Genomic DNA, 19,227 nt, shown 5'->3' with positions numbered 1-19,227 from the left:
TCGACCACGGGGGTGAGAACGCCGTGGTCGCCAGCTAGAAGAGCGCGTCCATCAGCAGGGCCGCCATCGCTGAAGCAATCGCCGAAACAACCGCTCCAACCAGGATGAGGGCCAGTTCGCGTCGTCCTAGCTTGTTGACCAGCTTCCCTAAGTGCCGTCGCATTGGCGACCTCCTCTGAATCGCCCCGGACCCGTTGTCCGGGAGCGTGGGTGGCGGAGGGCGCACATGCCGTGGCACGAGGTCAGATTACGCGTAGCGCGCCCGGCGGGTGGCCCGTTCGGGAATCGAGCACGGCAGTCCGGTCTCCGATTGGTGCCGACAAGCTGGCTACACTGATCGTCAGCGCGGGGGCGCGCCTAGAGGAGTTGTATGGTCCGGCCCTTGCCGCCCCGCTGTCCCGTGGGCTTTCGCCGTGATGGGCGGCCGATCTTCCCGATTCTCGGGGCCTCGTCGGAGGACGAGGCGAATGACCAGCTCGATGACACCGAGGGCGGTGGCCAGGAGCAGCAGGTCACGGTCACCCAGGACCGGCTGGGCAAGATGCTTACCCGTGAGAAGGCGCAGGGTGAACGGGCTGCGGTCAAGAGGCTGTTGTCCCAGCTCGGCTTCGACTCGCCGAAGTCGCTGACCGAATTCGTGACGGTACAGCGTGAGGCTGAGCAGGCCGCGCTGTCGGAGGTGGAGCGTCGGGAGCAGGTGGCGGCGGAGCGGGAGTTGCAGGCCGCTCGCCGTGAGGAGCTTGCTGCTGAGCGGGAGCGGGCGGCGTTGCGTCGGGCGGCTCTGGTGGCCCTCGGTGCGGAGGGCGATGATCTGGTGGACGCGGAGCGTCTGCTGGCCGTGGACGACGAGGATGCGGACGAGGCGCAGATCCAGTCGGCGGCCGAGGCGTTGCGGGCGCGCCGCCCGGAGTTGTTCGGGGAAGTCCGCACTCCCGTACCGGCGGCCCCTGCGGGTGCACCGGCTGGGCGTGGCCCGACCCGTACTGTTCCGGTGTCCAAGCCTGGCTCGGCCGGGCTGGATATGGCCAAGCGCCGTGGCCTGATCCCGGAGTTCAGCGACTCCGCCGCCCGGTAGCTCTGGGCCCAGATCCTGGGGACCACGCCCCCTGAACTTCGTGGACGGCATCGCCTCCGTGGGCGGTGTGCGGATTCTGACCGCAGCGTCCATGGAGACACGCACATGACCATTCAGCCCGTCTCGATGTCCGAGTACACGACCGCCAACCGCGAGTGGCTTGAGTCCCTGCACGGCACCGACTCCGTCGACACGATCACCCTCGACCTGAACCTGTTCTGCGAGGGCACGCACTACGTGTGCGGCGACGGGTGCGACCCGTACGGCCGGGTGCTGTCCGGTGTGCCGGTCGGCAGGGTCGCGGAGTCCGGCCTGTACGGCCCGTATGACCCGGAGGCGCACTGCGGGCGTCAGATCCTGCGCGGGTTCGTGATCGCTGAGGCACCGTTCGCTCCGGGGCAGACCCGTGTTCCGGCCGCGCTGCTGTGGCATGGCGCGGTGAAGGCGTCGAAGGTGCCGGGCGGTATCGACGTGTCCGAGCTGGTGTGGCACCCGCGTGCCGCGCAGATCCGCTTCGTGTGAGCGGGGGCTGAGCTGTGACGATTCAGGACCTGCTCAAGGACGTCTCGGTCATGGACCTGACGGCGTTCGCCAGGGCGATCCCGTCCCCGAAGGACTTCCTCCTCACGCAGACGATCTTCCCGACCGTGGAGATGCGGGAGGTGAAGTGGCGTACGAAGGACTCCGGCCGGTACGTCAACGTCGCCAAGTACCGGGCCTTCAACGCCAGCGTGCCGTTCGCGACCCGCGAGGCGTGGCAGACCTCCCGCGAGGGTGCGCTGCCCGCGCTGGGACAGAAGCTCGTCGTCTCCGAGCAGGAGCAGATTCTGCTGGAAGCGTCGCACGGCTCGGATCAGGACCGGCTGATCGAGCTGCTGTACGACGATGTGGAACGGCACGTCGAGGCCATCCGGTCCCGGCTGGAGCTGGCCGCCGGCGATGTCCTCGCGGACGGCCGGTTCAGCCTGGAGCAGGAGAACGGGCTGACGCTGGAGGTGGACTGGAACGTCCCCGCCGCGAACATGCCGGTTGCGCGGATACCGTGGTCGGACCCGGTTTCCGATCCGATCGCGGATGAGCTGCGGTGGATTCAGCACCTGGACGACATCGGCGCCCCGGAACCGGAGCTGGTGGTCACCTCCCGAAAGGCGTTCAGCTACCTGGCGGCGAACAACGCCTACAGGGCGGCCTACTACGGCAGCGTGAACCCGTCGACCACGCCGACGGCCACGCTCACCCCGCAGCAGATCAACGTCGTGCGCGGCAACTACAGCCTGCCGCCCATCACCTTCTACAAGGCCCAGGTGCGAGTGGATGGCAAGCCGCGCAAGGTGCTGCCCGAGGACCTGTGGGTGCTGGTGCCGCCGGAGCGGGAGAAGTGGGCGCAGACCATGTACGGGGTGACTGCGGAGGGTTTGGTGCTGTCGCGCGGGACCAACCCGCAGATCATCCGGGAGGACGCCCCCGGGCTGATCATCACCCGAGATGTTCAGGATGACCCGGTGCAGATCTGGACCAAGGGCGCCGCGGTTGGCATGCCGGTCATGCACACCCCGGACGCGCACATCGTGGCGAAGGTCCTGTGATGGCGGGCCGCGGGCGGCTGAAGGCCGCGGTGTACGTACAGGATCCGACCAACCGGGAGGAGCTGATCCTGTGTCCGGGTGACTGCCCGGAACCGGAGCTGGCTGTGCTGATCACCAACCCGGACGCGTGGGAGGTGCCGCCGGACGACTGCGACGAGCAGACCGGGCCGGTGTCGGTGTCGGTGGAGAAGGCTGAGCCGTCCGAGAGTAAGGACGACGGCTACGAGGAGGCGGCCAGCGCGGGCGGGACGAAGAAGTCCTCATCGAGGCGGAGCGGGGCCCGTTCGGCGTCCGCGTCGTCGTGACCATGGGAAGGCGGTCCGCCACCGGGAACAGCTCGGTGGCGGGCCGCACCGCGCAGAGGGAGTAGCGGGTGGACGAGTTCCAGAGGTCGTGGCTGCTGGCGCAGCTCGGACCGGGCACCGATCCGGCCGACCTGGAGCGCCGGTATTTCCGGCTGCGGTCGGTGCGCGGGGTCGCGCTGGAGGTGCTGGGCGAGCGGCGGGCGAAGCTGCTCGGCGACCCGTTGAAGGTCACCGTCGACGGGGTGGTGACCATGGACCTCCAGGAGAATCTGCGTGGTATCGAGCGGCAGATTGAGCAGTGTCGGCAGTCCCCTGCCCCGGATGATGCTGAAGAGGAGGATGAGGGGCTTGTGGTGACGTGGTTGGTGCCGGGGCGTCGGTACCGGTAGCTGTGCGGATCTTCGTGGAGTGGTGTTCCTTTCGGGTGGGGTGTGTGTCCGCCTGTTTGGCTTGATCGTCGGCACACTGTCGAGGCGCTTTGCCTGTGGCGCTGGGCTTCCGGGACTATGAGGCATGGCCTCGTTGAAGCAGTTTGAGCCCGCGTCCGGCACCCGCGATTTTCTCGCCGCCGAGCATGAGAGGCGGGAACGCGCGTTCGCAACAATCCGGGAAGTGTTCGGCCGCTATGGCTTTCAGCCCCTCCAGACCCCGGCGTTCGAGCGGCTGGACGTTCTCACCGGCAAGTACGGCGACGAGGGCGACAAGCTGATCTTCAAGATCCTCCGGCGTGGCGAGCATGAGGCGACCGGCGAGGCTGATCTCGCTCTCCGCTACGACCTCACGGTGCCCATGGCTCGCGCGGTGGCGGCCTACGGCAGCCAGCTGCCCTCCCCATACAAGCGGTACGCCATCGATCCGGTGTGGCGGGCGGACCGGCCGGGCAAGGGGCGCTTCCGCGAGTTCGTGCAGTGCGACCTGGACATCGTGGGCTCCTCCTCTCCGTTGTCCGACGCCGAAGTCGTCCTGGCCCTGCACGACGCTCTGGATGCGCTCGGCGTGCCGGAATTCCGGTTCCTGCTGAACTCCCGGCATGTTCTGTTCGGTCTGCTGGAGGCATACAGCGTCCCCGTGGACCTGGGGCCCGGAGTACTGATCACGCTCGACAAGCTCGACAAGCTGTCCCCGGAGGCCGTCGTCGAGGAGCTGGTCACGGGCCGCGGCCTGTCGTCCGAGGTGGCGCAGGGCCTGGTGGATGACCTGACGTCGCCGGATGCGGTGGAGCGGATCAGGGGTGAGCTGAAGTCCAGCGAGGTCGGTCAGGCGGGCCTGGCTGAGGTGGACCGGCTGCTGGAGCTGACCAAGGACGCCATCCCCGCCGAGCGGATCGGCTTCACGCCAAACCTCGTGCGCGGCCTCGACTACTACACGGGAGTCATCTTCGAGGTCAGCGCGCCGGGCATGCCGGGGTCGATCGCATCCGGCGGCCGGTACGACGGTCTCATCGCGCGGCTCGGCGGGAAGGATTCCCCGGCCTGTGGCGGCTCGCTGGGCATTGAGCGCATCCTGCCGCTGCTGGAGCAGGGCGAGGAGGGCGGCTACTCGCAGATCGATGTGGCCGTCACGGTCATGGGCGAGGACCTGTCTGCGGACAGCTTCCGGGTGGCGGCTGAAATCCGCCGAGCCGGAGTTCGAACGGGTGTTTACCTGGGATCCAGTGGGAAGTTCGCCAAGCAGATGAAGTGGGCCAGCGATCAGGGCGCCCGCTTCTGCGTGATCTATGGCCAGGCGGAGCGTGATGCCGGCTCGGTCACACTGCGGGACATGGACAGCGGTGAGCAGGTCCAGGTTCCGCTCGATCAGGCCGCCGCAGAACTCGCGCGGCGGTGCGCACCATCCAGTTGACGCGCAGCGGACCCATTCCGCTGCCGATCTTCGAGGAGTAGCGGATGGGAACGCAAGGCGATCGGATCTTCCAGATCACGGCTGAGCGGGGGTTCCCTGACCCCTGGCTCAGCTTCGGAGACTCACTGTGCGATGAGGCGGCACTCAGTACGGAGTTAACGCGGGCGATCAGCAAGGCTCGCAAGGAGCCGACGGCTGAGGCGCGCACCGAGGTCACCCGGGTCTTCCAGGCGAAGAAGGAGAACCTGCGCCGCTGCGCTGGGATTCTCGACCAGGTATTGGGTGACTACGACGCCTCGGGCATGTGGACGGTCCTGGACGAGCGGGCTGGACGGCTGGACGTCGCGGACGTGCTGGAGACCTGGGGTCGTACCCAGGCACTGCACCCGTTCCCCGTGGTGCTCAAGAGCCTGGAGTTCAACTGGGGCTACATGAAGGAGCACGGCGTCCGGGCGTTCTACGAGATGACCCGCGGCTACGTCGTACGGCTCCAGGAGAACACCGAACGCTGGGATGAAGCCTGGCGTGGTGAGGCCGAGACGGGAGTGGTGGACCGCATCACCTCCATCGAGTGCGACCTGGCGAGCGTCGAGGCGCCGATGCACTGCGACGTGTGCAAGAAGACGATCACCGCGCTGCTCTACCTCGACGAATAGCCCCCGAGGCGCATTCCCCACCGTGCCCCTGCACTTCGAGGCGGAGCGGGGCCCGTTCGGCGTCCGCGTCGTCGTGACCATGGGGAGGCGGTCCGCCACCGGGAACAGCTCGGTGGCGGGCTCGCGCCGCGTGGAGTTCGGGGGCACTGTCCGACACGAGAGAGGGAACCGTCCCGAAGTTCTCCCTCAGCCTGTGCTCTCCGGCACTACCGTGGTCACAGGTCCCTTATGGGAGGACGGTGAAGACCCGTTGCGCCGCCGTGAATTACTCGCGTTAGCCGGAACGACCGCCGCATCGTCGGCCCTCGCCGCCGCACCTCCCAGCGCGGCGGCTGCTTCGCGCCCGACCTTGGTCGGCCTGGAGGACCTGTTGCTCTACGGTCCACCCCCGCTTGCCGGTGCGGACCCGACGATCAACGCCCTCTCCGCGGCCGTGCAGAAGTGCCAGGCGGACTTCGCAGCGTGCCGGTACGACGCCCTCGCCCGCAAACTCCCTCAGCGTCTGGCGCTCACGTACGCCTGCGACGACGACTCGGCGGTCGGCGCCCGTGCGGCGCTGTTCAACCTCGCGACCCGCCTGTGCATCAAGCTCGGCGATGACCGGCTCTCCGCCGTTACCGCGGACCGGGCCGTGACGACCGCCCGCGACGGAGCGGACCTGCTGGCTCTCGCCGAGGCACACCGCATGGTCTCCAGCGTGTGCCGCAGACGGGGCGACTACGAGCGCGCGACCAAGATCGCGGTGCACGCCGCCGAACAGCTCGCCTCCGGCAAGAGCATCGACAGATCCGGGCGACTGTCCACGCAGGGCAACCTCTACGCCAGCGCCGCCTACTCGGCGGCCAAGGCAGGCGACCGCGACAGCGCGAACGCCTTGATCACCGAGGCCGCAGCGGTGGCCACGCAGCTCGGCCGCGACGCCAACGTCGGCGGCTTCTTCGGCCCCAGCCAGGTAGCCCTCCACCAGGTGTCCGTCCACCACCTACTCGGGGACGCTGGAGCCGCCATCTCCCACGCCCGCACCATCGCCGTCGACCGCCTGCCCGCCGAACGACAAGCACGCCTGTGGATCGACGTGGCCCGCGCATTCGATCAGTGGGACAAACCAGAACGCTGCTATCGCGCGCTGCTCTCAGCCGAGGTGGCCGCTCCCCAGGAAGTACGGCGCGGCTCCGTCCGCACGCTCGCCACGGGCCTGCTCCGGCACGACCGCGTGCTCCCGGACGTTCGTACCTTCGCCAAACGAATCGGCGGCGCGTAGGCGTCCAGGCGAGCTGCTGCCTTTCGTACTCCTTGCCTCTTGCAGCGGTCCGACGCCGACGAGGCGCGGGTGCGCGGCGGCCAGGGCGAACAGGGAACGCGCCAGTCCAGCAGGGCGCGAGGCCGTTACGACGACGATCCCCCTGTCTCCATTACTGGTGGAGGCAGGGGGATCGATCGTGGAGCTATGCGTCGAACTCGCCCTCGCGGGCGCCGAGCGTGAACGCTTGCCACTCCGCTGCGGTGTAGCGGAGCGGCGGGTCGTCGGGGCTCGCGGCGTTCCGTATGGCGACCGCGCCTCCGGGGAGGTGCGTGATCTCGACGCGGTTTTGCGGGTCGCTCCCGGGGGCGCCGACCCACTGTGCGTCGCTCAAGTCGAGCGCGTACAGGTTGATCTTCTCTCGGGGAACGGCGCCCACGTCAGAGGGCAGCGTTCCGGACGGCTGTGACGAACTCCTGCCACTGGACCAGACCGAAGGTGTGAGCTCCCAGATCGCGGTTCTTGCTGTCGCCGATGGCAACGAGGTCGTCGTTGGTCATCTGAGTCTCGATGCATTGCCCCCCGTTGTCGGGGCTGTACGAGGACTTCTGCCACTTGTCCCCGGGGAGGTCGTGCCGCATCATCTGGTGTACCTGCCTCTAACTGATCAGATCTCTGGCTGCCTGCGAGATGAGCGCCATGGATTGCCGTGACGGTAGGGCGCTCGCTCGAAGTTGGTCAAAAGCTAGCTTGTAGCGGTCGACAGGGTCATCTTCCTCCAGATACAGCAACCCGTCGAGGTATCCCAGGCTGACAACGTCCAGGTCCATGGGGTCTGGATAGGAGAAGATGCTGAACGCCCCGTCCAATCCAGCATGCCAACCCTGGCCGAACGGGATGACCTGGATGGACAAGCGAGGAGGATCGTTCATGTCGATCAGCTTCTGGAGCTGGGCGGCCATGACCTTGGGCCCACCGACCGCCCGCCGCAGCACAGCTTCGTCGAGAAGGCAGACGAGCTGCGGAGCGTTCTCTCCCCGCAGGATCTCCTGCCGGGCCATGCGCACCGAGACGTACGACTCGACCTGCTCCTCCGAAGCTGACTTCTCTGCGCCTCGGATCGACTCTTCGGCGTACTCGCGGGTCTGAAGCAGCCCTGGAACGAGAAGCGGCTGAAAGATGAGCATGCGGGCGGCGTCTGACTCGATGCTCAAGTGCTCTTGAAAGCGTTCAGGCAGTATGTCGCTGAACTGGGCCCACCAGCTCTTCCGCCGGCCCTCCCGCGCCAGCGTGGTCAGAGCGGTCTTGAGCCGCTGATCCTCGACCCCGTAGAGGTTGAGCAGTGCCTCGATCTCAAGTTTGCTGACGCCCTGCCGACCGTTCTCCTGCCGAGAGATCTTCGACCTGTCGCCGCCGATGCACTCGGCCGCCTCGTCCATCTTGACGTTCGCTGCTTCGCGGAGTCGCTTGAGCTCGCTGCCGAGCCTCCGGCGTCGCACGGTGGGTCGTGGGTGGCTGGGCAACGTGGCTCCTTCGGTAGACGTGTGGCTCAGCACAAGTGTTGCGTACCCAGCACCTCCAACGCAGGGCATATGCCGGAGGACTAACCCGATTTTTGCAGTTCTCCAATTTTGCAGTTCTACCCCGTTGCGTATCTGCCATGATCGGGTCCAACCTGTTGTGAGTTCACACATGGCGCTCAGTCGGTAACAGAGCGTCGGCCCGTTCGCGATGCGCTGATGCAGGGCGCTGGAGGAGCCATGACCGTCATGGCAGAGGCAGGAATCAGGGAGTACAGGCAGGAGCTGACTGCTCACCCGCAGGACCTCAAGGTCTTACGTGTGATCGTCAGAGCGCACCTGCGCTACTGGGGCTTCGACCAGCTTGTGGAAGCCGCGACGCTGGGTGTCAACGAGCTGCTGTCCAACGTGGACAAGCACACGAAGTCCGCGAGTTGCGTCCTCACCCTCCAACGTCAACCTGCTGGCGTGCGTGTAACGGTCAGTGACACCAGCACCGCTCTGCCGGTCGTTCGCTCGCCGGACTGGGCAGCCGAGAGCGGGCGGGGGCTGGTCCTCCTGAGGGAGCTGGCCACGTCCTGGGGCGTCAAGCCCACGGATGAAGGCAAGGACGTGTGGTTCGAGATCGAGATCAGCACGACTTCGGGGGAGCCCGCCGCGTGAGCGAGATGCGCAGCCGACACCGGCGTCCTCGGCCCCGTGCTGGGGGCTACTGGGTCGAGGTCACCGCCTTCCACGCCGAGATCGAGCAGTCCCTGAAGGGGTTCCAATTCGGTGGTGCGCCCGCTGATACACCCGCGCGAGCTGTTGCACGGCTTCGCATCCGAGTGCGGTGGGTGGCCTGGTACATGCATCAGGTCTCTGCCCAGCGGGCCGCCTTTGAGTGGCTGAAGGATCGGTGGGCGATGGACCAGGCCATCGCATGTCTCTCCGAGGGAGCGATGTACGTGCACCTCGTCGATGAGGGACCCACCTGCTACGAGTTCGCTGCCAGGCCCGTCTACCTGCCCGCAAGCGCCCACCTGCGCGCCATTCCGTACGGAACACGGGACGGTACGGACGCGGACGTGCCGTCGCTGCCGAGGAGGCGGTCGGCGTGACCCCGTTGCCTCGCGCCTACTGGTGCCACGCCGACTACCTCGGCCCCTCGCCCCGTCGAGTTGTGGCCGAGGACCGGACTACGGCCTTCCCCGGCCACGCCATCTCCTGGATGCGGCAGGCGGTCCGAGACGTCACACCCCACCTGGAGCCTGAGCCCTTCGCCGTCGCGTGGGCCTGGCTTGGCAACCACGAACGCGCAGGCGTCGCGGTTCAGGAGCTGCGTGGCGGAAGACCGTACGCGTTCGAGGTGCGCACCCCCGAAGCCTGCTGGAGATGGACCGCGCACCTTGTCTCTGTGCTTCCCGTCGTCGAGACGACCACGACAAGCGCGGCAGCCGACCGAAGAGGCTAGCCAGGGCTGCTCTTCCCGGGAACGTGCCGCCGTGACGATCGGCCGGTCGCACCCAGCACGAACCGATGAACACCTGCTTGGAGTAGACCGCATGCCCTTCCCGAAGGATCAGACAACGCCGCCCGAGACGGCCTCCGATCCGGGTCCCGGCGAGAAGTACTGGAAGGAGGCTGTCCAGGCCAAGAGCCAGTTGGATAAGGAGCTTCGACTCGCCGGTGTGAACGTGCAGACCGGGATGGTCGAGATGGTCAGGGGCATCGCGCAGGTCCAGATGGGTCTTGCCGACCATCGGAGCGTCTTGCGTCTCGCAGAGCTGATCCATGAAGGCAACCGCCCTCTCTACGAGGCCGAGTCCGAGCTGCGGGCCGCCTTCACACAGCACGCTTTGGACGTGCCGGACCTCTTCGTCTCGGGCGGTCAATTCCGCCTTGGCGCCATCACGGTGGAGACCGCGGATCGTCTGGCCAGCTTGCTGGGCGCCCCGCAACAGGCCACCGGGGGCGACTTGGACTCCTGGAGCGAAGGGCAACGTGCCACCGAACGGCTCGCCGCAGCCGTGGAGAAGGCCACCGGCGAGTTCCACCACATCGAGTACCACCCCGCCTGCACACGGAGCGGCGGCTGCAACGTCGACGCCGCCGTGGATCTCGCCAGCATCAGCGTCCGTACCGCTCGTCGTGTCGCGGACGCACTGCGGAAGGCGATGGCATGACCGACGCCTCCCTGGCCACCTAGACAACCGCTCGGTGCCCCGGAGGCATTCCCCCGACGCACCGAGCGGGCCCAACCGGTCGTCCCCAGCGTGCTGCGCCACACGCCGGGGACGACCCCCGCCGGGTCTCCTTCCCCAGAGCAGAAGGAGAGCGCGACTGCCGTCCCCCGCGGCATGCGCCCCGGCCGCCGTCTCCGTTGGTCACGCACGAGACAGCGGCTGGGCCCGGCACCCCCGGGACCGCACCTGCGGCCCGGGCTCGCGTTTCTCATCCCGTTGTCCCACCCAGGAGATGCACTTCGTGCCTCACATCCCGCCCAGACGAGGCGACCACGCGTCGACGGCGAACACGCTCAGCGGCCCCGCGACCGTCGGCACCAGCATCCAGGCCCGCGACATCCACAGCGTCACCGTCCACACCAGCCCTCCGCCTCGATTGCCGGTCCCACGCCAGCTTCGACCGGTCTCCGCCACCTTCACCGACCGGGAGACTGAACTGCGTCATCTGGCAGCATCGCTTGCTGACGAGCCCCGAACCGGTGCACGCATCGCCGCGATCAGCGGCATTGCGGGCGTGGGAAAGACTGCCTTCGCCGAGCGGCTGCTGCACGAGCTGAGCGCCGAGTTTCCCGGTGGACAGCTCCAGGTCAACCTGCGCGGCCTCGCACCCGATGGTCCGGCCACCGCAGTGGAGACGTTGGGGCGTTTGCTGCGCGCCCTGTGGCCGGGGGAGTTGTGCGGCGATGCCGAGGAGCTGGCCGCGTGGTGGAGATCCATCACCGCCCAGCACCCACCGCTCGCCGTTCTCCTGGACGACGCCGCCACAGCGCACCAGGTCCGGACTCTCCTCCCTGGGGGAGCCGGACACGTCGTGGTCGTCACCAGCCGGGATCAGCTGGCCGGGCTCCTATGCGACGGCGCGGTCTTCTGCCACATGCTCCCGCTGGACCCGGACTCCACAGAGCACCTGCTGACCCGCTTTCCCGGCACCGAACGACTCCCCCGAAGGGAAGTACGGCGGCTGGCGGTCCGCACCGGTGGCATCCCCTTGGCCGTCACCGTCACCGCCACCCACCTGGCCACCATCCACACCAACGGAAGGAACGACGACATGGACTCCTGGTCAGGCGACCCGGCCACATCCGGACGCCACCACCAAGCCGTGGCGCGCGCGTTGGACAGTGCCTACAAGGCACTGCCGCCGTCCGCCGCCCGCGTGTATCGGCTGTCCGCTTCGCTGCCCGCTCTCGACATCGACCCCGACATGGTCGCTGCGGCCTGCGTACTCCCGCGCGAGCAGGCTGTGACGCTGCTGGAGGCCCTGGCAGCGGCTCACCAGCTCGAAGAACGCGGCCACCTTCCGGGCCGGACCGGCCCGGTCTACCGATTCCACGATGCCGTACGCGACCACGCTCGGGCTCACGAAGACGCAGGCCGGCCAGAAGCAGTGCGGCGCCTGCTGGACTGGTATCTCGTCTGTGCCACCGACGCCGAGCGGCGGCTGACTCCCAGCCACTGTCGCCTGGAGCGCGACTACGTCTACCTCACCGAGCAGATCCCGTTCACTGATGACGCCGGGGCCAGGGCCTGGCTGGATGCCCAGCACCACAACCTCATGGAGGGCGTACGCCACGCCGAAACAGCCGGGATCGACACGATGGCCTGCCAACTCCCTCACGCCATGTGGCCCTGGTGGCGCAGCCACCACCACTACGCACTCTGGGATGAAGCACACACGATCGCAGTCCGGGCCGCCCGCCGGTGCGGCGCCCGGGAGGCCGAGCGTGTCCTGCTCAACACCCGGGGTGTCGGCCTGCGCTCCAGTGGCCGACACCAGGATGCCGCCGACTGCTTCAGCGAGGTCCTGGCCCTGTCCGACGCCGCCGATGACCAGCGCATGCAGGCTCAAGCCTTCTACGAGCTGGGCGTCACCCACTACGCGACGAGCCGCGCCGATGAAGCCGAGCCGCTGCTGATCCGGGCCCGGGAGATGCGGCTGGCCCAGGGCGACCGGCGAGGAGCGGCCCTCGCCGAGATCATCCTCGGCTGCATCCGCTTGGAAGCCCCGAACATCCCCGCAGCCATGGACCACTTCATCACAGCGCGCTCCATCCTGACCGACTGTGACCCCTTCGATGCCGCCCGCGCTCTGGCGTGGCTGGGCCGAGCACACGCGCTCATCGGCGACTATCCCGAAGCGGTGCGCCAGCTGAACCAGGCGAAGACGGAGTTCCAGGCGACCGACTCGGCACGCTGGGTTGCCCGGACACTGGAAATGCTCGGGCAGACCGCCCAGGAACAAGGACACATCGCCCACGCCAGCCAGCACTTCGCGGCTGCCCTGGAACGGTTCGACCAGATTAACCCGCACGACGCCGAGCGAGTACGCCAGCGCCTTGGCCAACTGGCCACGTAAGTCCGGGACGAATAGCCGAGCCGGGACTCACCACGCCCCGCAGGGGCGTACGTCCCGCGCATCAACACGCCACTTTCCGCCGCGATCCCACGCGGCATGCACAAGGAATGATCCCAAAAGAGGAATCTGTTGAGTAATTTCAAAAATCATATCTCTGCCGTTTCGTCAGTATCAGGGCAGAAGGGCACCGCTCCTGCCAATGGCGGGCAGTGGGGCTTTGGGTCGAACGCTGCGCTCACCGGGGGGCGGTGACCGTGCGGCGAATACTCGGCCCTGAGCGGGAGCGGTGGGGCGTGCAGTTCAAGGAGAAGTACGATGCCGGGGCTTCGGTACGTGCGCTGGCCGAGGAAGCCGGGCGGTCCTTCGGGTTCATGCACAGGCTCTTGGTGGAAAGCGGGGCCGTGATGCGCGGTCGCGGCGGCGACATGCGGAGTCCGCGCAGTCGGGCACAGTTCGCAGCGCGCAGGGCAGCGAACGAGGCGTGCGCAAAGCTCAAGGAGCGGTATGAGGGCGGGGCCTCGGTTCGTGAGCTGGCTGAGGAGGCTGGGATGTCTGAATCGAATATGCGCCGTCTACTCGTCGAGGCGGGGGCAAAGATGCGTCGATCCGGCCCAGTGCTTGGGAGTAAGAGGCGTAGCAGGAACGTGAACGATTCTAACGGGAGCTGAGTTCTCCACCTCCGGCCCAGGTGCTGATGAGCATGAGGGGCCATCTCCAGCCGTTCCTGGCCCCGTGTTCCAGCGGACCAGGAACGGCTGAGCGTTGCGTCGAACAATGCTGGAATCAGTTTCTGAGGCTGTAGTGGAGTAGACGCGATCGGGCAGTCTTCTCATCCAGCCCCAGCGCCTGCCCGATCTCCTCCCAGGACGTCTTGTCGGCCTCTGCGCCGTACGCCGCCTCGCGTCCGATGCGCTGGGTAACGCGTTCCAGGATCGCTACGCCCTTCAGTGCAGCCACCGGCGCCTCGACCGCCAGGTCGGATAGCTGCTCCTCCACCTGGGTCAGCAGAGCTTCCAGCTCCGTAGGCATCGGCACCGATCGCGCCCGGACCTCCTCGATGTGCTGCTTCCAGTCGTTTTGGGGGCCCGAGATCTCGATATCGAACCGGGCGTCGACCACTTGGTCCCAGTCGATCGGATACAAGCCCTCGCCACGCCAGCCGCATCCGCACGAGCCGCGCAGATGCGCCGCCTGCGGTGCGCGCCGCGTGCCGTCGTAGATCCACCAGTCGCTCATGGCGTGAGCAGTGCCCGCGCTCCCGGCGTCGTAGTACACCGGCTTGGGCTCGCTGCCGTCCGCCAGGACCGCTGCGGGCTTGCCCTCATGCGATGAGCCGAACTCCGTGGTTTCCCACATCGTGTTTCCCCTACCGCTGTTTAAGAACGAAGAGCCAGGGTTGGTGCTGTTTTGGGCGGTCTTCTGGATCAGGTGAGCGCGTCGTAGGTTTTCGCCTGGATGCGCCACATCGTCGCGTACTCGCCATTCTGCTCCAGCAGGGAATCGTGGGTGCCCGTTTCGATGATGCGGCCGCCGTCGAGGACGATGATCCGGTCGGCGTTGCGGGTGGAGCCGAGCCGGTGGGTGATCAGCAGTACGGTCCGGCCGTCGGCCAGGGCGCGGATGCGTTCGTACACGGCCTCCTCGGCGCGAGGGTCGAGCGCGGACGTGGGCTCGTCGCAGACGAGGACGGAGGCGTCCCGGTAGAAGGCACGGGCCGCAGCGATGCGTTGCCATTGGCCTCCGGACAGATCCCTGCCGCCCCACTGAGAGGGGGCGAGGCTGGTGTCCAGGCCATCGGGCAGGGCGGTGAGCATGTGGTCGGCGTCCGCGGCTCGGGCTGCGGCGATGACCTCGTGGTCGGTTTGGGCGCCCTGGCCGAGGGTGATGTTCTCCCGGACGCTGACGGGCCACCGCGCCACCTGCTGGGGGAGCACGGCCACGCTCCGCCACACCGCTTCTGGGTCGGCGTCGGCAAGGTCCGTCTCGTCCCACCTGACCTGGCCTGCGGTGGGGGCGTACAGGCCGGCGATCAGCTTGGCCAGAGTGGACTTTCCCGCTCCGTTCGCGCCGACGATGGCGAGGACTTCGCCTCTGCCGAGGCGGACGCTGATGTCCTGGAGGGCCGGCAGTTCGGACCCGGGGTAGCAGAAGGTCAAGCCGCGGGCCTCGATGACGTCAGGGCATGGAGGGACCGGACGCGGCTCGGCGGGCACCGCACTGCGGGCGTGTGCGTCGGCGACGAAGGCGTCCCAATCGGTGAGGTACAGACCCGTCTGGAAGGTGGTGTTGACGCCCTGCACCAGGCCGATGAGCAATCGCTGACTGGTCTGAACGGCGATGACCGCCGTCCCTACCGCGGCGGTCGGGACACGTCCGGTGACGGTCAGCCACAGCAGAACGGCGTAGACCCCGCAGGTGGCGAGCCCGGAGACGGCATCGCCCACAAGCTGGTAACGGGCTCGGGTGCGGCCGACTTCAGCGGCGGCGTCTTCGAGACGAGCGGTGATGGCCTGGAAACGGGCGAGCAGCCAGGGGCGCATGGTGTAGGCGCGTACGTCCAGGGCGTTGACCCGACCGGCGGTGTAGTACATCTCGGAGTGGCGCAGCCGACGGTCCGCCAGGGTGTGGCGGTCGGCCAGATAGGCGGCGCGGGCACCCCGGACGGCAGCCCAGCCGCGCGGGACCACCGCCAGGAGCAGCAGCGGCAGGAGCACGGGGTGGAGGTGGGCGAGAACGCCTCCGGCCGCGAGGAGCCCCAGGACCGCGCCGCCGACGCTGGTCAGCGAGTCGACCATCAGATGGGCGTCCTTGGCGGCTCGGTTCGCCGCTTCGCTGTCGTCGCACCAGGCCGGATCGTCATAGGCGGCGAGCGGTGCCCTCGTGGCGGCTTCCAGGTAGCGGATCTCCGCCAGACCGTCCACCCGCGGGCCGATCCGGGCAGTGGTGGCGACGGTGAGCGCGGCCACCAGAGAACGGGCGGCGGCTGCACAGGTGATGATCACCAGAGAGGGAAGAGCGTCGTGCAGACGCTCGCTTGTGGGCCCGGTGGCCAGCAGCGGCGTCAGCGCCTGGGTTGTGGTGTACAGGCCGATGGCGGTGACGGCGCCAGCAAGGAGCTGGAGCACAAGCGTGAGGATGCAGGCCCGGGGATCTGCCGCCCACGCCAGTTTGATCGCGATGACCGAGAGCCGGGGCAGACGGCTGGTCATCGTTCGCCAGCCGGTGTCGAGCGCGCGGTCGTGCCGTTCCGCGCTGACAGCGTATTGCGGGAGCGCCGCCCCCGCTTTCGCGGGGCTAGCTCGCCGACGGCCTGCTCGCTCGGTTCGAGCGGGGGGTACTGGTGGAGTCGTCACATCCTCGACAACGCGGTCACTCGATCGGGTGTCACGGTGGCGAAGGGTGGCGAATATACGTTCTTACGTGCTGGGGCAGACGCCTTCGAGCAACGCCCCCGGGCAGATGCGCAAGGCGGGGGCATAGGGCCAGACCCGATCGGTCGGATCCTGCCCGATCGCACTTCCGTTTACCTCATTCCACGCGTGCGCGGCGAACGGGATGGTGCGGGCACCGATGACCCAGGAAATCCGACGTCCCCGCAGCAGGGCGGCAACGTAGCACCCCAGCGACTCCTCCAGGCACGCCGACCGTCCCGGCCAGATGCGGCCCGCGCTGCGCACGGCGTGGAAGAAGCGGTCCGCCTGCTCCACCGTGGCGGTGCGCCGGGGGATGCGGGCGCAGGCGCGGGCGAAGGCGACGCTGACGCGGATCGGAGCGCAGCGCAACAGCACCAGTGCCACCGCCATGCCCACAAGACCGGCAGCGCGGTCCAAGGCCGACAAGCGTGTGCCCACGGGCGGAGCAGGGCGGACCGTCTCGGTGGAGTAGATAGGGGCCGGGCTGATCCGTGCCGTCAGCAGACCGGTCGCGCGCAGCTGACGGGCGAGTTCGGTCAGGTCGCTGCGGATCGTCTCCGCGTCCACGCCGTGCTCCACGAAGACCTCGGTGAGGTCATCGACCGCCTGGCCGAGGGGGACGCCATTCGTCAGCCGGATCCAAAGGAGTGCGCCAGTGTCGTTCAGGTGGATCCATCGCCCGTGGTCGGTACGGATGTCGAGCACCGCGATGCCGCCACCGGGTGTGCGGGCGGTGTAGACCTCGGCGCCATCTATTGGCATGTGGCGTTCCTCTCGGTGTTGGGCTGCCACCACTCGGCGCGAGCGGTGTCGAGGCGGGCCAGCCACAGTTCGGTGACGATCAAGGTGTGCAGGCAAGCCAGTGGAGCGGGCCCACCGGCGAGGGCACGTTCGAGGTCGCTCGCGGCCCGGCGGGCGTCGATCAGCCCGGCGGCCGCCAGCCGGGAGGAGCTGATGATGCTCCGCAGCACGGGCGCGTTGGTGCGCAAGCCCGTATACATGCTGGAGGTGAAGGCCGTCTTCGTCGCCCGATTCAGCAGATAGCTCGGCGCCAATCCCGCGAACGCCGCGCGGGCCAAGGGCTTGTAGACCCCGCGGCGCACACGAAGGTAGCTGGGGATGCTCAAGCAGGCATCGACCACCGTGGTGTCCAAGAGCGGGGCATGAACCGGAAGATTCCACCGCTGGCGCGCGATCGCGTCGAATGCGGCGTGGCTGGCGGCCATCGACTCCAGCATCAGCCGGTCGTGCAGAACCGCTGGAGTGATACCTGGGTCCGCCGCCCGAGCACGGGCACGCACCAGATCGGCAGCCAACTGGCGGCCATGACGGGTGAGCCAGCCGGCCGCCGCCGTCGCACCGCACCACGCCAGGCACTGCACCGCGGGGGCGGGCAGGCTCCGGCCGTTCCGGTCGCTGGTCAGCCGATCGACAAGCCGTTCCAGACCATGCACATATGGTGTGGCAGCGGTAGACGCGAGCTGCCGCCACACCTCCCACACAGCGACGCGCTGAGCACGGGCGAAGGTGGCGGCGCTTCGCAGAGCCGGGATGTGCCGTCCGGCAAGGAACGCCTCGGCCGAATGGCTGTGGGCCGCTTGCAGCACGTTGTCCCCACCGCGCCCCGTCAGGTGGAGTTCAGAAGTATGGGCCACCGCAGGTGCCAGTTGCGCACCCTTCATTGCCAGTACGCCGAGGGCGAGCGCGGGGGTGTCCGTGAGGGGAAGGGCAGCCGGTTCCGCCAGGCCATCGAACTCGGCCGTATTCGCTCGGCGCCCGTCGATGATGTGATGGGTGATGCCGCTGATGTCCTGGGCAATGCGGCGCGCATAGCGCACGTCGTCCTCTTCAGCCGTGTGCGCGTCCGTGTAGGTGACAGCCACGAGAGGTTTGGTTCGTGCGGCCAGGCACGTCACCACACTGCTGTCCACTCCGCCGGACAGATCCGCGGAGGCATGCTCAACAGCGTCGACCCGGCGCACGACCGCCGTCTCAAGGGCCCACCGAAGGCGCTGAACCCCTTGTGCCAGGCCGCTGTTCTCGGGGAGATCGATCGGTGCGACCTGAGGTTCCTGGTCAGCATCCAGCTCCAGGACATGACCGGGCGGCACGCGTCGCACACCGTCGAAGTGGCTCTGGTCCAGGCGAGTGTCCACGCCGCTCACCACAAGATCGGCCACCAGGACGGGAAGGTAGACGGGCGCGCCAGCCAGGGCCGCCAACGCGGTCGCCGTGGTCGACCACCAGATGCCGCCTTCGTACGGCAGCCAGTACACCGGCACCACACCGGATCGATCACCCGTGACGCGCAAGCCCCCCTCAGTGCGCAGGAGCATGAGGTAGGAGCCGGGGAGGCGGAGAGCGGGCCCGAGATCACCGGCGGCTGCGGACGTCAACGCCCGCCTCAGCTCGGAGTCGGTGGCCAGACAACACCCCACCGTCACCAGCTTGGCAGGGATGCGCGGGATGCTCGTCACCGTGCTCTCGGCCTGTGAAAAACCGACTGTCCACAAGCGCGTCCCGTGTGCTGTGGATAAGTCCGGCACCTCCCGGGCTCCACGGGGGCGGACGGGCGGAGTGCCGACGGCGAACGTCCCAGCCGCGAACCGTTGTGGTGCAGTCACCGGATGCCTCCAGAATCCACGGGCTTGGGCTCGAAGAGACCCGTGCCCGGAGCCCGCAGCACCGCGGGCTCCAGGCACGGGCTCAACCGGCTACGTCCAGTACTCGGTGTCGTCCGCGCTGTTCCCACCCGCGGTGCCCAGCGTGCTGGCCGTCACCGTGCCGAGAACGACCAGGGTCGGCGGGGTGTAGGGCGGCGAGGGCTCGACACCCTCCGAACGGCTGACCACGTCGGAAACGACGAGCCCGCGGGGATAGAACGGAGGCGGTGCGATGGCACTCATGAGCGTCCTCCCAGATGAGTTGGCTTCCCGCCCGTTCCCAAGACGGGGGACGGGCGGGTAGTACGAGGCGATGTCCGGCCGCATTTCCTGGCCGCCTTGCCCT

Annotated in this window: 21 protein-coding genes and 1 pseudogene; 14 read left to right on the top strand and 8 right to left on the bottom strand. The window is 68.0% G+C overall.

The annotated features are described in order from the left end of the window. Positions 1-400: 400 nt before the first annotated feature. The 8 genes from ACFV9T_RS00810 (at position 401) to ACFV9T_RS00775 (ending at position 6,725) form a co-directional block, all read left to right on the top strand. Complete coding sequence (locus tag ACFV9T_RS00810; protein ID WP_385435923.1) at positions 401-1,075, top strand: hypothetical protein; 675 nt, start codon at positions 401-403, stop codon at positions 1,073-1,075. A gap of 105 nt (positions 1,076-1,180) precedes the next feature. Then, positions 1,181-1,597, top strand: coding sequence for a head decoration protein (locus ACFV9T_RS00805; protein WP_385435922.1), 417 nt, complete (start codon positions 1,181-1,183; stop codon positions 1,595-1,597). Positions 1,598-1,611: 14 nt separating this feature from the next. Then, positions 1,612-2,661: a major capsid protein gene (locus tag ACFV9T_RS00800; protein WP_385435921.1), complete on the top strand. Its 1,050-nt coding sequence runs from the start codon at positions 1,612-1,614 to the stop codon at positions 2,659-2,661. After that, a complete protein-coding gene (locus ACFV9T_RS00795) occupies positions 2,661-2,966 on the top strand; it encodes a hypothetical protein (RefSeq protein WP_385435920.1) in 306 nt (101 codons plus the stop codon). Before ACFV9T_RS00800 ends, ACFV9T_RS00795 begins: the two co-directional genes overlap by 1 nt. Before the next feature lie 68 nt (positions 2,967-3,034). Beyond that, complete coding sequence (locus tag ACFV9T_RS00790) at positions 3,035-3,355, top strand: hypothetical protein (RefSeq protein ID WP_385435919.1); 321 nt, start codon at positions 3,035-3,037, stop codon at positions 3,353-3,355. A 124-nt stretch (positions 3,356-3,479) separates the two neighbouring features. Beyond that, positions 3,480-4,808 (top strand): histidine--tRNA ligase, encoded by a 1,329-nt coding sequence (gene hisS / locus ACFV9T_RS00785; RefSeq protein ID WP_385435918.1) that lies wholly within the window; start codon positions 3,480-3,482, stop codon positions 4,806-4,808. 44 nt (positions 4,809-4,852) lie between these two features. Further along, positions 4,853-5,464, top strand: a complete 612-nt coding sequence (locus tag ACFV9T_RS00780) for a hypothetical protein (RefSeq protein ID WP_385435917.1) — start codon at positions 4,853-4,855, stop codon at positions 5,462-5,464. Between the two features lie 370 nt (positions 5,465-5,834). Continuing rightward, complete coding sequence (locus ACFV9T_RS00775) at positions 5,835-6,725, top strand: XRE family transcriptional regulator (RefSeq protein WP_385435916.1); 891 nt, start codon at positions 5,835-5,837, stop codon at positions 6,723-6,725. 184 nt (positions 6,726-6,909) lie between these two features. On the opposite strand, the gene ACFV9T_RS00770 is transcribed toward ACFV9T_RS00775, so the two are convergent. The 3 genes from ACFV9T_RS00770 to ACFV9T_RS00760 form a co-directional block, all read right to left on the bottom strand. Continuing rightward, positions 6,910-7,143 (bottom strand): DUF397 domain-containing protein, encoded by a 234-nt coding sequence (locus tag ACFV9T_RS00770; protein WP_385435915.1) that lies wholly within the window; start codon positions 7,141-7,143, stop codon positions 6,910-6,912. A gap of 1 nt (position 7,144) precedes the next feature. Next, positions 7,145-7,264: a DUF397 domain-containing protein gene (locus ACFV9T_RS00765; protein WP_385435914.1), complete on the bottom strand. Its 120-nt coding sequence runs from the start codon at positions 7,262-7,264 to the stop codon at positions 7,145-7,147. A gap of 99 nt (positions 7,265-7,363) precedes the next feature. Then, positions 7,364-8,203 (bottom strand): helix-turn-helix domain-containing protein, encoded by an 840-nt coding sequence (locus tag ACFV9T_RS00760; RefSeq protein ID WP_385436123.1) that lies wholly within the window; start codon positions 8,201-8,203, stop codon positions 7,364-7,366. Positions 8,204-8,464: 261 nt separating this feature from the next. Between ACFV9T_RS00760 and ACFV9T_RS00755 the strand changes: the two genes are divergently transcribed. The 6 genes and pseudogenes from ACFV9T_RS00755 to ACFV9T_RS00730 all read left to right on the top strand — a co-directional run bounded on the left by ACFV9T_RS00755 (position 8,465) and on the right by ACFV9T_RS00730 (position 13,473). Beyond that, positions 8,465-8,887 (top strand): ATP-binding protein, encoded by a 423-nt coding sequence (locus tag ACFV9T_RS00755; RefSeq protein WP_385435913.1) that lies wholly within the window; start codon positions 8,465-8,467, stop codon positions 8,885-8,887. 185 nt (positions 8,888-9,072) lie between these two features. Then, entirely contained in the window at positions 9,073-9,324 is a 252-nt protein-coding gene (locus ACFV9T_RS00750) for a hypothetical protein (RefSeq protein ID WP_385435912.1), read from the top strand. A 444-nt stretch (positions 9,325-9,768) separates the two neighbouring features. After that, on the top strand, positions 9,769-10,389 hold the full coding sequence (locus ACFV9T_RS00745; RefSeq protein ID WP_385435911.1) for a hypothetical protein: 621 nt from the start codon (positions 9,769-9,771) through the stop codon (positions 10,387-10,389). A 301-nt stretch (positions 10,390-10,690) separates the two neighbouring features. Beyond that, positions 10,691-12,805: a tetratricopeptide repeat protein gene (locus ACFV9T_RS00740; protein WP_385435910.1), complete on the top strand. Its 2,115-nt coding sequence runs from the start codon at positions 10,691-10,693 to the stop codon at positions 12,803-12,805. A 248-nt stretch (positions 12,806-13,053) separates the two neighbouring features. After that, a pseudogene (locus ACFV9T_RS00735) lies at positions 13,054-13,248 on the top strand (helix-turn-helix domain-containing protein); the annotation flags it as partial. Beyond that, positions 13,231-13,473 (top strand): helix-turn-helix domain-containing protein, encoded by a 243-nt coding sequence (locus tag ACFV9T_RS00730; protein WP_385436122.1) that lies wholly within the window; start codon positions 13,231-13,233, stop codon positions 13,471-13,473. The pseudogene ACFV9T_RS00735 and the gene ACFV9T_RS00730, both read left to right, overlap by 18 nt. A gap of 115 nt (positions 13,474-13,588) precedes the next feature. Here the strand turns inward: ACFV9T_RS00730 and ACFV9T_RS00725 are convergent, their stop codons facing one another. The 5 genes from ACFV9T_RS00725 to ACFV9T_RS00705 all read right to left on the bottom strand — a co-directional run bounded on the left by ACFV9T_RS00725 (position 13,589) and on the right by ACFV9T_RS00705 (position 19,124). After that, positions 13,589-14,161 carry a hypothetical protein gene (locus ACFV9T_RS00725; protein WP_385435909.1) on the bottom strand — a complete coding sequence of 191 codons (573 nt, stop codon included), beginning with the start codon at positions 14,159-14,161 and terminating at the stop codon, positions 13,589-13,591. 68 nt (positions 14,162-14,229) lie between these two features. Further along, positions 14,230-16,014, bottom strand: coding sequence for an ABC transporter ATP-binding protein (locus tag ACFV9T_RS00720; RefSeq protein ID WP_385435908.1), 1,785 nt, complete (start codon positions 16,012-16,014; stop codon positions 14,230-14,232). A gap of 207 nt (positions 16,015-16,221) precedes the next feature. Continuing rightward, positions 16,222-16,980 (bottom strand): lasso peptide biosynthesis B2 protein, encoded by a 759-nt coding sequence (locus tag ACFV9T_RS00715; RefSeq protein WP_385435907.1) that lies wholly within the window; start codon positions 16,978-16,980, stop codon positions 16,222-16,224. Further along, positions 16,971-18,842 (bottom strand): albusnodin/ikarugamycin family macrolactam cyclase, encoded by a 1,872-nt coding sequence (locus tag ACFV9T_RS00710; protein ID WP_385435906.1) that lies wholly within the window; start codon positions 18,840-18,842, stop codon positions 16,971-16,973. The genes ACFV9T_RS00715 and ACFV9T_RS00710 overlap by 10 nt, the downstream gene beginning before the upstream one ends. A gap of 90 nt (positions 18,843-18,932) precedes the next feature. Beyond that, positions 18,933-19,124 (bottom strand): hypothetical protein, encoded by a 192-nt coding sequence (locus tag ACFV9T_RS00705; protein WP_385435905.1) that lies wholly within the window; start codon positions 19,122-19,124, stop codon positions 18,933-18,935. Positions 19,125-19,227: the final 103 nt, after the last annotated feature.

This window comes from Streptomyces sp. NPDC059850, from assembly GCF_042731515.1.
Lineage (GTDB): Bacteria > Actinomycetota > Actinomycetes > Streptomycetales > Streptomycetaceae > Streptomyces.
Note: the sequence above shows the minus strand (reverse complement) of the source record. Positions and strands in the feature narration are given on the sequence as shown.